General features: G+C 67.3%; 11 protein-coding genes. 6 read left to right on the plus strand and 5 right to left on the minus strand.

The window, feature by feature from the left end; all coding sequences use genetic code 11:
- Positions 1 to 246 precede the first annotated feature (246 nt).
- The 3 genes from WOC76_RS17700 (at position 247) to WOC76_RS17710 (ending at position 3,776) form a co-directional block, all read left to right on the plus strand.
- Positions 247 to 888 carry a DUF1007 family protein gene (locus WOC76_RS17700; protein ID WP_341104969.1) on the plus strand — a complete coding sequence of 214 codons (642 nt, stop codon included), beginning with the start codon at positions 247 to 249 and terminating at the stop codon, positions 886 to 888.
- On the plus strand, positions 885 to 1,886 hold the full coding sequence (locus WOC76_RS17705) for a nickel/cobalt transporter (RefSeq protein ID WP_341104968.1): 1,002 nt from the start codon (positions 885 to 887) through the stop codon (positions 1,884 to 1,886). Before WOC76_RS17700 ends, WOC76_RS17705 begins: the two co-directional genes overlap by 4 nt.
- A gap of 117 nt (positions 1,887 to 2,003) precedes the next feature.
- Positions 2,004 to 3,776 carry an AMP-binding protein gene (locus WOC76_RS17710; protein WP_341104966.1) on the plus strand — a complete coding sequence of 591 codons (1,773 nt, stop codon included), beginning with the start codon at positions 2,004 to 2,006 and terminating at the stop codon, positions 3,774 to 3,776.
- Here WOC76_RS17710 and WOC76_RS17715 read toward each other — a convergent pair.
- From WOC76_RS17715 to WOC76_RS17725, 3 genes are read right to left on the minus strand one after another with little or no spacing between them, the layout of a single operon-like run.
- Positions 3,752 to 5,026: an adenosylmethionine--8-amino-7-oxononanoate transaminase gene (locus WOC76_RS17715; protein ID WP_341104965.1), complete on the minus strand. Its 1,275-nt coding sequence runs from the start codon at positions 5,024 to 5,026 to the stop codon at positions 3,752 to 3,754. The two genes, WOC76_RS17710 and WOC76_RS17715, sit on opposite strands and share 25 nt — an antisense overlap.
- A complete protein-coding gene (gene bioD, locus WOC76_RS17720; protein WP_341104963.1) occupies positions 5,023 to 5,649 on the minus strand; it encodes a dethiobiotin synthase in 627 nt (208 codons plus the stop codon). The genes WOC76_RS17715 and bioD overlap by 4 nt, the downstream gene beginning before the upstream one ends.
- The gene (locus tag WOC76_RS17725) at positions 5,646 to 6,776 is read right to left on the minus strand and encodes an 8-amino-7-oxononanoate synthase (protein ID WP_341108726.1); all 1,131 of its coding nucleotides are present in this window, start codon (positions 6,774 to 6,776) and stop codon (positions 5,646 to 5,648) included. The genes bioD and WOC76_RS17725 overlap by 4 nt, the downstream gene beginning before the upstream one ends.
- Positions 6,777 to 6,911: 135 nt before the next feature.
- Between WOC76_RS17725 and WOC76_RS17730 the strand changes: the two genes are divergently transcribed.
- The 3 genes from WOC76_RS17730 to WOC76_RS17740 all read left to right on the plus strand — a co-directional run bounded on the left by WOC76_RS17730 (position 6,912) and on the right by WOC76_RS17740 (position 11,179).
- Positions 6,912 to 7,394, plus strand: coding sequence for a methyltransferase family protein (locus WOC76_RS17730; protein ID WP_341104962.1), 483 nt, complete (start codon positions 6,912 to 6,914; stop codon positions 7,392 to 7,394).
- Between the two features lie 78 nt (positions 7,395 to 7,472).
- Positions 7,473 to 10,184, plus strand: coding sequence for a heavy metal translocating P-type ATPase (locus WOC76_RS17735; RefSeq protein WP_445928477.1), 2,712 nt, complete (start codon positions 7,473 to 7,475; stop codon positions 10,182 to 10,184).
- A 119-nt stretch (positions 10,185 to 10,303) separates the two neighbouring features.
- Complete coding sequence (locus WOC76_RS17740; RefSeq protein WP_341104960.1) at positions 10,304 to 11,179, plus strand: SDR family oxidoreductase; 876 nt, start codon at positions 10,304 to 10,306, stop codon at positions 11,177 to 11,179.
- A gap of 7 nt (positions 11,180 to 11,186) precedes the next feature.
- Here the strand turns inward: WOC76_RS17740 and WOC76_RS17745 are convergent, their stop codons facing one another.
- Both WOC76_RS17745 and ubiB read right to left on the minus strand, forming a co-directional pair.
- Positions 11,187 to 12,848, minus strand: coding sequence for an adenylate/guanylate cyclase domain-containing protein (locus tag WOC76_RS17745; protein ID WP_341389201.1), 1,662 nt, complete (start codon positions 12,846 to 12,848; stop codon positions 11,187 to 11,189).
- A gap of 126 nt (positions 12,849 to 12,974) precedes the next feature.
- Positions 12,975 to 14,537, minus strand: a complete 1,563-nt coding sequence (ubiB, locus tag WOC76_RS17750; protein ID WP_341104957.1) for a 2-polyprenylphenol 6-hydroxylase — start codon at positions 14,535 to 14,537, stop codon at positions 12,975 to 12,977.
- Positions 14,538 to 14,543: the final 6 nt, after the last annotated feature.

Genomic DNA, 14,543 nt, shown 5'->3' on the forward strand with positions numbered 1-14,543 from the left:
GCAAAGACGACCAGGAACAACGAGCCGGGATCGGGCCCGAACGCATGAAGATCGCCGCTTTACGCCCTCGCCGTCGGCGCGATCCCTTCGCCCGGCTCGCCCATTGGGGCGCGGCTCTTGTCATTTCCGTAGTCTAGGCCAGAGCGAATGTCGTTTTCAAGAACCCTTGAATGTAAGATACACAGGCTTTCGGCGCGGGGCCCGACGCCCTGTTTTCGCCGATTTCCGACCCTAGGCGGGAGGGACATGAGCTTCTGGAGCCTTTTGATCGGCCTGCTCCTGACCCTCGCCGGCCTGGCCGGGGCGCAGGCCCATCCCCATGTCTGGGTCGCCGTGCGCAGCGAGGTCGTCTTCGGCCCCGAGGGGCGGATTCTCGGGGTGCGCCACGCCTGGGAGTTCGACGAGATGTACTCCGCCTTCGCCGTTCAGGGCCTCGGCAAGAATGGCAAGCCGCCGACGCGCGACGAGCTCGCGCCGCTCGCAAAGACCAACGTCGAGTCCCTCGCCGAATTCGACTATTTCACTTATGCCAAGCAAAACAACGCCAAGGCGGCCTTCAAGGCCCCGGAGGACGTCTATCTCGAAGCAAACGACAAGAAGATCGTGACGCTGCACTTCTTCCTGCCGCTCGAGACCCCGGCGCCGGCGCGAAAGCCGTTCTCCTTCCAGGTCTATGACCCGACCTATTTCGTCTCCTTCGGCCTCGAGAAGAAGGACCCCGTCAAGCTCGCCGGGGCGCCGGCCGGCTGCTCGGTCAGCCTCGTCGAGCCCGCGCCGCTCGTCGCCACCGACAATCAGAAGCTGAGCGAAGCCTTCTTCCAGAACATGTCGCCGGGGGCCGATTTCGGCGTGAAGCTCGCAACCCGCGCCGTCGTGGCCTGTCCGTGACGCGCAGGCGGCTCGGGGCGCTCGCGGCCGCCGCCGCGGGCCTCCTTCTTCTCCTTCACGATCCCGCGCTGGCCCAGCGCCATCCCTTCGCCGTCGGTGGGCAGGAAGCCATGGGCGCGGCGGGCGGGCTCGCCGGCCTCATTCTGGCCTGGCAGAACAAGTTTCACGCCGAGCTTCAGGCGGCGGCGCGCGCGCTCGGCAGCGGCCCGCGCGCCGTCTTCACGCTGGCGGCGGCGAGCTTCGCCTATGGGATCTTTCACGCCGCCGGGCCGGGCCATGGCAAGGCGGTGCTCGCCTCCTACATGGTGGCGAACGAAATCCAGCTCAGGCGCGGCCTTCTGCTCGCGGCGCTCGCCGCCCTGCTGCAGGGGCTCGTCGCCATCGCCCTCGTGGCCGTCGCGGCGCTCGTCTTTGACGCCACCGCCGGGCAGATGACCGGCGCGGCGCAAATCGTCGAGATCGCGAGCTATGTCGCCATCGCCGCGCTCGGCGCGCGGCTGGTCTGGATCAAGGGCCGGGGCCTCCTCGCCCTTCTGCGCGCCCCCGCGCGGGCCGGCTCCGGGCGCTTCATCTGCGAGGCGATCGACGATCCGGCTCATATCCATGGCCCCGGCTGCGGCCATGCCCACGCCCCCGACCCCGCGCAGCTCTCCGGCGCGCGTTTCCGCTGGAGCGACGCTTTCGCCACGGTCGTCGCCGCGGGGCTCAGGCCCTGTTCTGGGGCCATTCTGGTTCTGGTCTTCACCCTGTCGCAGGGCATGTTCGCCGCCGGCGCCGGCGCCGTCATGGCCATGTCGGCCGGCACGGCGCTGACCACGGGCGCCCTCGCCGCCCTCGCCGTCCACGCCAAAAGCCTGGCGCTGCGCCTGACGGGCGACGGCGCGCGCCGAACCGCGCTTTTCGCCCGCATGGCCGAGTTTGGCGCGGCGCTTCTGGTGCTGGGCCTCGGCATCGCTTTGCTTCTCGGCCTCGGCCTGTCGCGCGGCGGCGCGGCCTAGTTATCGCGCCGCAACAAAACTCGCGCGCGCCGATTGCGCCGCACGCCGCTCTGTCGCTCTATCTTCACCAGCAAAAGCGATTCGGTTTCTTCGAGACTTTCCAGCGAGGCGCCCAAGATGACGAGCCCGGAGCGACAGCAGGACCCTTATGCGGCGCGGCCCTGGCTCGCCTCCTATCCGCCGGGCGTGCCTGCGGATATCGACCCCGACGCCTGCTCGACGGCGGTCGGCGTCTTCCGCAGGAGCGCGGCGGAATATGCCGAGCGGCCGGCGATGGAGAGCTTTGGCGCGCGGCTGAGCTATCGGGAGTTCGAACAGGCCGCCGACCGCGTCGCCGCCTGGCTCCAGACGCAGGGGCTCCAAAAGGGCGACCGCGTCGCGATCATGTCGCCCAATGTGCTCGCCTATCCGGTCATTCTGTTTGGCGTGCTGATCGCCGGCGGCGTCGTGGTGAACGTCAACCCGCTCTATACGCCGGGCGAGCTCGAGCATCAGCTCAACGACGCGGGCGCCCGCTTTCTCTTCGTCTTCGAGAACTTCGCCCATACCGCCGAACGCGCCTGGCCGCGCATGAAGATCGAGCGCGCCATCATCGTCACGGCGGGCGATCTGATGGGCCTGAAGGGCCTCGTCGTGAATTTCGTGGCCCGCCACGTGAAAAAGATGGTCCCGGCCTACAGCCTGCCGGGCGCCCTGCCCTTTGCGCAGGTGCTGAAGACGCCGGCGGAAAAGCGCAGCCCCGTCGAGGTCGCGCCGGACGACCTCGCCTTTCTGCAATATACGGGCGGCACGACGGGCGTCGCCAAGGGCGCGGTTCTGCTCCATCGCAACATCGCGGCGAATGTGGCGCAGTCCTGGGCCTGGCTCGAATGGTATCTCGAGCCGCGCGGGCCGCATGTGATGGTGACGGCGCTGCCGCTCTATCACATCTTCGCGCTCACGGCCTGCTGCATCCTTCTGATCCGTACGGGCGGCTGCTGCCTGCTGATCGCCAATCCGCGCGATCTCGACGGCCTTGTCGCGACGATGCGGAAGTCGCGCTTCACGCTGTTTTCGGGCGTGAACACGCTCTATTCCGCGCTGGCCGACCATCGCGACATCGGCAAGGTGGATTTCTCCCCTCTCGTCATGAACATCTCCGGCGGCATGGCCACGCAGGAGGTCGTCGCGCAGAAATGGAAGGCTCTGACCGGCAAGCCGATCATCGAGGGCTACGGCCTCTCCGAAACCTCGCCCATCGTCACCGTCAACCGTCCGGACATTACGGAATTCACGGGCGGCATCGGCTATCCGCAGCCCTCGACCGAAATCTCGATCCGCAGCACGGACGACGCCATCGCGCCGCTGGGCGAGCGCGGCGAGCTCTGGGTGCGCGGGCCGCAGGTGATGCCGGGCTATTGGCGCCGCCCCGACGAGACCGCCAAGGCCATGACTCCCGACGGCTATTTCAAGACCGGCGACATCGCCATCATGGAGCCGGACGGCATGCTGAAAATCGTCGACCGGCTGAAGGACATGATCCTCGTTTCCGGATTCAACGTCTATCCCAATGAAGTCGAGGCCGCGCTCATCGAACATCCGAAGGTGAAGGAGGTCGCGGTCATTGGCGTTCCCTTCGCCCATTCGGGCGAGGCGCCGATGGCCTTTGTCGTGCCGCGCGACAAGAGCCTCACGACCGAAGAACTGCGCCGCTTCGCACATGAGCGCCTCACGGGCTACAAGGCGCCGCGCTTCTACGAATTCCGCGACAGCCTGCCGAAAACCAACGTCGGCAAGATCCTGCGCCGCGCCCTCAAGGAGGAGTTCGACGCGCGCAACGACCCGCACAATGACGAGGGCCGCGGGCGCTCGGTGAAGACGGAAATTCAACGCGCGCGCGAAGCGAACTGATCGGCGGCCTCGTCGATCGCGTCATAGGCGAGATCGAGCTCCTCGCCCGTGACGCAATAGGGCGGCAGGACATAGACCGTCGCGCCGAGCGGCCGCATCAGCAGGCCGCGCGCGTTGAAGACGCGGATGAGATCGAGGCCGAGCGTCGCGGCATAGCCGCTTTCGGCGACGTGGAGATCGAGCGCCACGATCGCGCCGAGATGGCGGACCTCGCTGAAGCGAGGGTCCTTTGCAAAGCGCGCCGCGCGTTCGGCCTGCATGGCGGAAACATTCGCGAGGCGCGCGCGCGCGTCCGATTGCTCCCATATGTCGAGATTGGCAAGCGCCGCCGCGCATCCGATCGGATTGGCGGTGAAGGAGCTCGAATGGAAAAAGGCGCGCGCGCGGTCCGGCGCGTAATGCGCCTCGAAAATCTCCCGGCGGCACATGGTGACGGCGAGCGGGACCGCGCCGCCGGTCAGCCCCTTCGAATAGCAGGCGATGTCGGGAACGATTCCGGCCTGCTCGCAGGCGAAGAGCGATCCCGTGCGGCCGAAGCCGGTCATGACTTCATCGGCGATGAAGAGCGCGCCATGGCGTTCGCAGACGCGCTTCATCTCCGCGAGCGTCTGCGCGCCATAGGTCAACATGCCGCCCGCGCCGAGAATGAGCGGCTCCACGATGAAGGCCGCCGCGCCGGCGCGGCACTGCGCTTCGAGCGCGTCGAGCGTCTCCTGCTCGGCGCCCAAACGAGGGAAGGGAAGGCGCGCCACGTCGAAGAGCAATGGCTCATAGGGCGCATTGAACACCGAGCGCGCGCCCGCCGACATGGCGCCGACCGTATCTCCGTGATAGGCGTGCTCCAGCGCGACGATGCGCCGGCGATCCACGCCGCGGTTGCGCCAGAAGCCCAGCGCCATCTTGATCGCGACCTCGACGGCCGTCGAACCGCTGTCGGAGTAGAAGACGTAATCGAGGCCCGGCTGCGTCATCTCCACCAGACGGCGCGCGAGCGCCTCGGCGGGCTCATGCGTGAAGCCGGCGAAGATGATCTGGTCGAGCGTCTCCGTCTGGCGGCGGATCGCCGCCATGATCTCGGGCCGGCGATGGCCATGGGTGATGACCCACCAGGAGGAGATGGCGTCGAGAAAGCGCGTTCCGTCTTCGGCGGTGAGCCAGGCGCCTTCGGCATGGACGATCTTATAGGCGCCGGGCTGGAGCGCATGTTGCGTGAAGGGGCGCCAGACGGGCGAGTCCGTGACGAGGCTCATGCGAAATCCTGACGCGAGAACGCCTGATCGAAGGCCGCGCGCAGCGTCTCCTTGTCGAGCGGCGCGAGGCGGGGCAGGCGTCCGAGCCCGCGCGCCCCGCCCTTGCGCAGGATGGTCTCCTGCGGGGCCGCCTCTTCGTCGCCCATGAAGGCGACGCCGTGAATCGGAATGTCGCGCCGGCGCAGCGCCTCGATGGTCAAAAGGCTGTGATTGATCGTGCCGAGCGCCGTGCGCGCCACGAGAATGACCGGCAGGCGCCAGCGCGCGAGCACCTCGATCGTCAGAACGTCGTCGGTGAGCGGAACCATCACGCCGCCCGGCGTCTCGATGACGAGCGGCCCCTCGACCTCGGGAACGACGAGCGTCTCCGGATCGATCTCGACGCCCTCGGCGCGCGCCGAAATATGCGGCGAGGCCGGAAGCTTCAGCCGCCACGCCTCGGGGAGAATATAATCGGGCGCGACGCCGGAGAGGCGCAGGACGGTCTCGGAATCGGTTTCCTCCTCGAGGCCCGATTGCACGGGCTTCCAGTAATGGGCGCCGAGCGCGCCGACGAGCCCGGCGGAGAAACAGGTTTTTCCCACGCCTGTGTCGGTCCCGACGATGACGAATGCGCGTCTCATGCGATGGCGCCGAGCTCCTGTGAAAGATCCCCGATCATGCGCGCGATATGCGCTTCGTCCACATTGAGCGTCAGCGACAGACGCAGCCGCGCCGTTCCCTCGGGCACGGTCGGCGGACGGATAGCGCGTATGTCGTAGCCGCGCGCCTGCATCGCCGCCGCAAGCGCCATGGCGCGCGCGTCCGTCCCGACGACGACGGGCTGCACCTGCGTGCCCGACGGCGCGACGCCGCACAATGCTTGCAGCTTTTCCCCGGCGAGGGAGACGCGGGACTGCAAGGCGGCGCGGCGGTCGTCGGCCGTCTCGCAGATGGCGAGCGCCGCCCGCACGCAGGCGGCGACGAGCGGCGAGGGCGCGGTGGCGAAAATGAAATTGCGGCAGCGGTTGACGAGGAAATCGCGCAGCGGCCGCGCGAGACAGACGAGCGCCCCGGACACGCCGAGCGCCTTGCCGCAGGTGTGCACGGTGACGACGTTCTCGCGCCCCTCGAAACGCGCCGCGAGGCCGCGCCCGCCGGCGCCGAGAACCCCCGTCGCATGAGCTTCGTCGACGAGCAAAAAGGCGTCGTGGCGCTCGGCCGCCCGCATCAGATCGTCGAGCGGCGCCATGTCGCCGTCCATGCTGTAAAGGCTCTCGACGACGATCCAGGCGCGCCCTGCCCCGCCCGTCCGGCGCCAGGCGGCGAGCGCGGAGTCGAGCGCGTCAATGTCATTGTGCGGGAAGGACGCGCGCGGCGCCCGCGACAGCCGCATGCCGTCATGGGCGCTGGCGTGAACGAGCGCGTCGTGGAAAATGAGATCCTCGCGCTGCGGCAGCGTCGAGAGCAGCGCCTCGTTGGCCGAGAAGCCCGCGCCGAAGAAGAGCGCGCTTTCGGCGCGAAAGAAACGCGCCGCCTCGGCCTCGAGCGCCTCGTGCTCCGGATGATTGCCGCGCAGAAGCCGCGAGCCGCCGGCGCCGACGGGCGCGCCGCGCGCCAGCGCCGCCGCCGCGGCCGCGGCGAGTTCGCGCGACTCGGCGAGGCCGAGATAATCGTTCGAGGCGAAGTCGAGCCCCAGGCGCGGCGCGAGCGACCGCAGCCGGTCGCGCGCGGCGAGGCCGGCGAGATCCGCCTGAAACCGCTCGAGCATGGAAGCCACGGGTCTCTCCGACATGGATGCGAACTGGTAAAGGTCGCGCGCGGCGCAAGTCAATGCGCAAGCTCGGCCGGCGGGTTGAAAAATAGCGCGTCGATCGCGATCTTGGAGCGTAACGGAGTCCTCGTCATGACCGCACCGGAAACCGACGCGCCGCCCGCGCGTATCCCCTGGCCGCCTCTGCTGATCCTTGGCGCGCTCCTCGTCGGGCGCACGCTCGATTGGGCTGCGGGCGGCGCCCTCGCGGGGCTCGTCGCCTTCCCCGGCGCGCCGCTTCTCGGCGGCCTGATCGTGGCGCTCGCGCTCGCAAACGACGCCTGGTGCGCTGCGACCTTCGCGCGGGCGAAGACGACCATCCTGCCGCATCGCGCGGCCTCGCATCTTGCGACAGGCGGCCCGTTCCGTTTCTCGCGCAATCCGATCTATGTCTCGCATGTCGCCGTCGTGCTCGGGCTCGGCCTTCTTCTCGCCTCGCCCTTCACCGTGCTGCTGACGCCGCTGCTGGCCTTCGCCTTGCAGAAACTGTCGATCGAGCCGGAGGAGCGGCATCTGCGCGCGAAATTCGGCGCGGACTACCGCGCCTATGTGGCGCGCACGCGCCGATGGCTTTAGGTTTCGCTCGAGAAGAAGAAATCCAGTCGGGGGCTCGGCATGGGCGCGGAAACACATCTCGATTTCAATGTGCGCGGCATGACCTGCGCCTCCTGCGTCTCGCATGTCGAGAAGGCGCTCGAGGGAACGCCGGGGGTCGAATCGGCCAGCGTCAATCTCGCGACCGAACGCGTCGACGTGTCGCTCGCGCCGGGCGCCGATCCGGCCGCGCTCGTGAAGTCAGTGGCCGACGCGGGCTATGAGCCCGTCGTCGAGACGATCGAGCTCGGCGTCGGGGGCATGACCTGCGCCTCCTGCGTCGCCCATGTGGAAAAGGCGCTGAAAGCCGTGCCGGGCGTCCTTTCGGCCAGCGTCAATCTGGCGACCGAGCGCGCGAGCGTGCGCGCGCTCTCCGGCCCCGGCCTCGCCGACAGGCTGCGCCGCGCCGTCTCGGAGGCGGGCTACGAGCCGCGAAAGATCGAGGCCGACGCCGGCGGCGCCGACCGCGAGCGCGCGCGGCGCGAGGAGGAAATGCGCCGCCTGCGCTTCAACCTCATCGTCTCGGCCGTCTTCACGGCGCCGGTCTTCATCCTGGAGATGGGCGGCCATCTGATTCCGGCCTTTCATCACTGGGCCATGGCGACGATCGGCGAAGAGCTGATCCGCCAGTTCTCCTTCCTCTTCGCCACGCTCGTTCTCTTCGGGCCCGGCCTCGTCTTCTTCCAGAAAGGCCTCCCCGCGCTGTTTCGGCGGCAGCCGGACATGAACGCGCTCGTCGCGGTCGGCACGCTCAGCGCCTATCTCTATTCGCTCGTCGCGACCTTCCTGCCGCAGTGGCTGCCGGCCGACGCCGTGCATGTCTATTACGAAGCCGCGGTCGTCATCGTTACGCTCATCCTCTTCGGTCGCTTTCTCGAAGCGCGCGCCAAGGGCCGCACCTCGGAAGCGATCCGCGCGCTTGCGAAATTGCAGCCCAGGACGGCGCGCGTCGAGCGCGAGGGCGAGACCGTCGACGTGGATATCGACGACGTGCATGTCGGCGACATCGTGCTGGTTCGGCCGGGCGAGCGCGTGCCCACGGACGGCGTCGTCACTGCGGGCGCGTCTTATGTCGACGAATCCATGGTGACGGGCGAGCCTGCGCCGGTCGCCAAGGGCGTCGGCGCGACGGTCACGGGCGCGACGGTCAACGGTTCGGGCGCCTTCTCCTTCCGGGCCACGCGCGTCGGCGCCGACACCACGCTCGCCGGCATCATCCGCATGGTCGAGCAGGCGCAGGGCGCGAAGCTTCCCATTCAGGCGATGGTCGACCGCGTCACCGCCGTCTTTGTTCCGGCGATCTTCGCGGTGGCGGCGGCGACCTTTGTGATCTGGATGCTGATCGGCCCCGAGCCGCGCCTCACCCATGCGCTGGTGAGCGCCGTCGCCGTGCTGATCATCGCCTGCCCCTGCGCCATGGGGCTCGCGACGCCCGCCGCCATCATGACCGGCACCGGGCGCGCCGCCGAGCTCGGCGTGCTGTTTCGCAAGGGCGAGGCCCTGCAGACGCTGCAGGAGGTCACGCTCATCGCCTTCGACAAGACCGGCACGCTGACCTTCGGCAAGCCGAGACTGACCGACCTCGTTCCGGCGCCGGGCCAAAAGGCCGACGACGTTCTGCGGCTCGCGGCGGCCGTCGAGGCGCAGTCCGAACATCCGGTGGCCGCGGCCATCGTGTCGCGCGCGAAGGAGCAGGGTCTCGCCATTCCGCCCGTCACGGATTTTCAGTCCGTCTCCGGCATGGGCGTGGCAGGCTCGGTCGAGCGCCACAAGGTCGCGATCGGCGCCCTGCGCTACATGGACTCGCTCGGCTTCGACGCGAGCGCCTTCGCCGACAGCGCCGCCGCCCTTTCGGACGAGGGCAAGACGCCCTTTTATGTCGCTGTCGACGGCAAGGTCCGCGCCATTGTTTGCGTCGCCGACGAACTCAAGCCGACGACGAAGCCCGCGATCGACGCGCTGCATGCGATCGGCGTGAAGACCGCCATGATCACCGGCGACGAGGCGCGCACGGCCAACGCCATCGCCAGGCGCCTCGGCATCGACGAAGTCGTCGCCGGCGTGATGCCCGACGGCAAGGTGGCGACGCTCGAGCGGCTGCGCGAGGGCCGGAGGATCGCCTTCGTCGGCGACGGCGTGAACGATGCCCCCGCGCTCGCCGCGGCGGATGCGGGCATCGCCATCGGCACGGGGACCGATATTGCGATCGAAGCCGCCGACGTCGTGCTGATGTCGGGCGATCTCGCCAAGGTGCCGGCGGCGCTGGCGCTCTCGCGCGCCACCATGCGCAACATCCAGCAAAATCTGTTCTGGGCCTTCGGCTATAATGCGCTGCTCGTTCCGGTCGCCGCCGGCGCGCTCTATCCGGTCAACGGTATGCAGCTCTCGCCCATGCTGGGCGCGGGCGCCATGGCTTTGTCGAGCGTCTTCGTTTTGACCAACGCCCTGCGTCTGCGCCGCTTCCAGCCGCCTGTCATCGCCGAGGCGGCGCTCCCGCCGGCGGCGCATGAAACCACCGCGCCCGCGGCAGCGGCCGCGCCCTCGACCGAGAACCCCAAGGAGGACACGATGACGACGTTCAATGTGAAGGATATGACCTGCGGCATGTGCGTGAAGCACGTCACCAAGGCCGTGCAGTCGGTGGAGCCGGGCGCGGAAGTGAAGGTCGATCTCGCGACCGGCAAAGTGGACGTGTCGCCCACGCCGAAAGACCCGGCGGCGCTGGCCAAGGTCATCACCGAAGCGGGCTATCCGGCGCAGGTCGCCGCCTGACGGCGTTGTGGTGAACAGCGTGGCGCAAGGCGCGCCGCGCTCTTTCTCATCCATGCGCCCTTAGCCTGGCGCGCCGCACGAACGCCGGCCGCAGGCCGTTTTTTGCAAGGAGAAGGCCAATGTCGGGATCGCTGCGAGGCAAGACGCTCTTCATCACCGGCGCCAGCCGCGGCATCGGCCTCGCCATCGCCAAGCGTGCGGCGCGCGACGGCGCGAATATCGCCGTGGCGGCGAAAAGCGTGACCGAAAACCCGAAAATTCCCGGCACGATCTTCACGGCCGCGGCTGAAATCGAGGCGGCGGGCGGCAAGGCGCTGGCGCTCTCCTGCGACATCCGCTTCGACGATCAGGTCGAGGCGGCCATGGCGAAGACGGCCGAAGTCTTCGGCGGCGTCGATATTCTGATCAACAACGCCAGCGCCATCGACCTGCGCGGCGTCGATCAGCTCGAGATGAAGCGCTTCGATCTGATGCAGCAGATCAATGCGCGCGGGACCTATCTCTGCGCCAAGCTCGCCTTGCCCTTCCTGCGCAAGGCGGAGAATCCGCATATTCTCACCCTGTCGCCGCCCATCGACCTCGACCCGAAATGGTTCTCGCCCAATCTCGCCTATACGATGGCGAAATATGGCATGAGCCTCGTGACGCTGGGACTGGCGCGGGATTTGGCGAAGGATGGCGTCGCCGTGAATTCGCTCTGGCCCGAGACGGCGATCGCCACCGCCGCCGTCGGCAATCTTCTCGGCGGCGAGGAAGTGATCCGCCGCTCACGCAAGCCGGAGATCGTCGCCGACGCCGCGCACGCCATTCTCACCCGCCCGTCGCGCGTCTGCACGGGCAATTTCTTCATCGACGTGCGTGTGCTCGCCGAGGACGGCGTCACGGACTTCGCGCCTTACTCGGTCGATCCCACGAAGGAGGCCGTGCTCGATTTCTTCCTGGAAGAGCCGATCAGCCCCAATGTGCGCAAGATGAGCTTCCACGCCGGAAAGTGACGGAGATCTATTTGCCGCCGTCGGCCTCGCGGGCCGTGGCGGCCTGCTGCTTGCGGAACTCGACCACCCCGGCGAGCTCCTTCTTCTTGCCGAGGAGATAGTAAGAGGCCGTGACGCCCTTGCCCTTGAGGTCGACCGTGCCCGCGTCCTGAAAGATGAAATCGTCGGAAAGACGCACGCGCACCGACTCGGAGACGTGGATCCGGTCGGTCAGCGAGGTCGATTCGAAGCGGCTCGCGACATTCACCACGTCGCCCCAGAGATCATAGGAAAATTTCTTCCGGCCCAGCACGCCGGCGGCGACAGTCCCGGTATGGATGCCCATCCGCATCTGAATGGGAAAGGGATAGGTGTCGGAGAAGGCGCGGACGAAGCCGATGGCTTCGAGCGCGAATTCCGCCACATGCTGGCAGTGCAGGGGATCGCGATTGGGAACGCCGCCGACGACCATATAGCTGTCGCCGATCGTCTTGATCTTCTCGACGCCATGCTTCTCAACGAGCTCGTCGAATTTTTCGAAGAGCATGTTGAGCAGATTGACGGTCTCGTGCGGGCCGAGCTTGGCGGAGAGATCCGTGAAGCCGACGATGTCCGAGAAAAAGACCGTCACCTCGGGATAGACTTCCGCAATCACCGCCTCGCCGCCCTGGAGGCGCTGCGCGATGGTGGCCGGCAGAATGTTGTGCAGAAGCTTCTCGGAGCGCAGACGCTCATTGTCGAGTTCGACCGCCGTTCGCTCCGAGACGAGCGCGCGCTCCTCCAGCTTTTCGAAAGCCTTGCTCAAATTGCCGGCCATCGACCCGACCGCTTCCGCGAGCTCCGCGATTTCGTCGCGCCCCGAGAGGCCGATTTCCGTGTCCAGTTTCCCGGCGCTGATTTCCGTGACGGCGTCCATCAGCTTCCGCATCCGGACCATGAAGCGGCTGCGCATCAGAAGAAGATAAAGGAGAATGGTCGCGAAAAGGCCTGTCGCGAGATAGATATTCAGGCGCACGAGCAGCGTCGCATAATCCTCCTGCGCGCGCAAAATCGTCTCGTAGCGGCCTTTCACCTTCTCGGTGAAGTCGTAGACGAGCTTGGCGAGGTCGGCGTTCTGCTTGACGTAATTCTCGCTGTAGAGCAGCCGGTCGGCCAGGGCCGGATCGGGCTTGCCCCTTTTCGAGAAAGCGCCCGTCCCGTCGTCGAACTCTCCGTTGATGGCGTGCATGGCGATGCGTTCGGAAGTCGCCAATTTGAGGAGAAGCTCCTCGGCTTTCTTGAGCAGATTGAACTCTTCGACAGTCAGGTTCAGTTGCAAGAACTGATTTTCGAGAGAGAGCCCTTTGACGCTCGAATCGGGCTCGGGCAGGAGTCCGCCGGAGACGAGATCCCAATATTCGACCCCATACCCCTCGGGGCGCGCAATGGCGCCCTCCAGAATGCCGACGACTTCATTGTGCCATCGCAGCCGTCTGGGGTCCCTGGTCGCGACATAGCCGCGAGCGAAGCGCGTCGCAAATTGTGAGGAGATGACGAGATCCTCGGAAAGCGAAGTGATCTTGTCCTTCTGCCGCTCGGACTGGATCCGGGCGTCGTCCGCCTTCCCCAAGAGGACGCCGAGCGCCACATTGGCGCCCGCGAAGACCGTCAGGACGAAAAAGAAGAAGAGAAAGAAAGTTCGAAGCTTCATCCTGGCCGCCTCCGAGGCGCCTGCCTCATAACGAGAGCCCCGCCCGATCCGAAAGGATCGAGGCTCCAGCTTGTTTCGTTGCGCTTTCTACCGCCGAACCGGTTCCCCGCTTCGGCGGAAAGCGCGCTAGCCGAACAGCCAGGCGGCGAAGAGCGTCAGCGCCGTCAGACCGAGAAGCAGCCGCATGTCCGAGCGACGCCGCGTCTCGGCCAGCGTCTCGAGCGAGAGAGGCGACAGATCGACGCCCTGCTCCGCCATGCTGGACACGCGGGAAATCGCGATTTCGGCCTCTGCAAGCGTCTTGGGCAGATGGGAGGCGAGCCGCGCGAGCTCCGCGATATTCCTGCCCGCGTCCTCGATCTTGGCCTTCGGCCCGAGATTTTCCTCGATCCAGGATCGCACGACGGGGTCGCAGGTCTTCCAGATGTCGAGCCTGGGATCGAGCGTGCGGGCGACCCCTTCCGCGACCACCATCGTCTTTTGCAGGAGCACCAGCTCGGTGCGGGTGCGCATGTCGAAGAGCGCCGTCACCTCGAAGAGCAGCGTCAGCAGCCGCGCCATGGAAATTTCCGACGCGTTGATCGTGTGCAGCGGCTCGCCGATGGCGCGCAGCGCCTGCGAGAACTCCTCGATCGAATGTTTGGCCGGCACATAGCCCGCCTCGAAATGCACCTCGGCGACGCGCCGGTAGTCGCGCGTGATGAAGCCATAGAGGATTTCGGCCAGAAAACGCCGCTCCTTCTCGCCGAGCCGGCCCATGATGCCGAAGTCGATGGCGACGAGCCGGCCCTGCCGGTCGACGAACAGATTGCCCTGATGCATGTCGGCGTGGAAGAAGCCGTCGCGCATGGCGTGACGCAGGAAGGACTGCAGCACATGGGCGCCGAGCTTCTTGAGGTCGTGGCCTTCCGCCGCGACGCGCTCGAGATCGGACAGCGGCGCGCCGTCGATCCATTCGAGCGTCAGCACCTCGCGCGCCGTGCGGTCCCAGTCCACATGCGGCACGCGGATGTCCGGGTCCTTGGCGACGTTCTCGGCGAATTCGGACGCCGCCGCCGCCTCGAGGCGGAAGTCGGTCTCGAGCTTCACGGTGCGCGCGAGCGTGTCCACCACCTCGATCAGCCGCAGGCGGCGGCCTTCCGCCGACCAGCGTTCGGCCACGCGGGCCACGAGATACATGTCGCGCAGATCGCGGGCGAACTGGCCCTCGACGCCGGGGCGCAGCACCTTGACCGCGACCCTGCGCTCCTTCCCCTCATACACGGCCGTGGCCATGTGCACCTGCGCCACCGAGGCGGCCGCGACGGGCTCGCCGAAGGAGGTGAACATCTCGTCGATCGACCGTCCGAGCGACCTTTCGATGATCTCCACCGCCTTGACCTGGCCGAAGGGCGCCATGCGGTCCTGAAGCGCCGTGAGCGCGTCGGCGATCTCGCCGCCCACCACGTCGGGGCGCGTCGCCAGAAACTGCCCGAGCTTCACATAGGAGGGACCGATCTGCGACAGCGCCCGAACGAGCGCCGCCCCGGCGTTCTCGCCCTTGCCCCGCGCGAAGAGATTGGCGAGGCGCACGAGCGGAACCGCCGCGGGCGGCAGCAGATTGGGATCGAGCGAGGTGAAGACGCCTTCGCGCGCCAGAATATAGCCGGCGCGCGCCAGTCGCAGGAAATTGCCCGTCTGGAGAAACAAGGAAGC

It is taken from the genome of Methylocystis sp. IM3 (assembly GCF_038070105.1).
Classification (GTDB): Bacteria; Pseudomonadota; Alphaproteobacteria; order Rhizobiales; family Beijerinckiaceae; genus Methylocystis.

Coding starts and splice junctions, on each gene's coding strand:
- WOC76_RS17700 (WP_341104969.1), top strand. CDS start 247: ATGAGCTTCTGGAGCCTTTTGATCGGCCTGCTCCTGACCCTCGCCGGC.
- WOC76_RS17710 (WP_341104966.1), top strand. CDS start 2,004: ATGACGAGCCCGGAGCGACAGCAGGACCCTTATGCGGCGCGGCCCTGG.
- WOC76_RS17715 (WP_341104965.1), bottom strand. CDS start 5,026: ATGAGCCTCGTCACGGACTCGCCCGTCTGGCGCCCCTTCACGCAACAT.
- bioD (WP_341104963.1), bottom strand. CDS start 5,649: ATGAGACGCGCATTCGTCATCGTCGGGACCGACACAGGCGTGGGAAAA.
- WOC76_RS17725 (WP_341108726.1), bottom strand. CDS start 6,776: ATGCTCGAGCGGTTTCAGGCGGATCTCGCCGGCCTCGCCGCGCGCGAC.
- WOC76_RS17730 (WP_341104962.1), top strand. CDS start 6,912: ATGACCGCACCGGAAACCGACGCGCCGCCCGCGCGTATCCCCTGGCCG.
- WOC76_RS17735 (WP_445928477.1), top strand. CDS start 7,473: ATGACCTGCGCCTCCTGCGTCTCGCATGTCGAGAAGGCGCTCGAGGGA.
- WOC76_RS17740 (WP_341104960.1), top strand. CDS start 10,304: ATGTCGGGATCGCTGCGAGGCAAGACGCTCTTCATCACCGGCGCCAGC.
- WOC76_RS17745 (WP_341389201.1), bottom strand. CDS start 12,848: ATGAAGCTTCGAACTTTCTTTCTCTTCTTCTTTTTCGTCCTGACGGTC.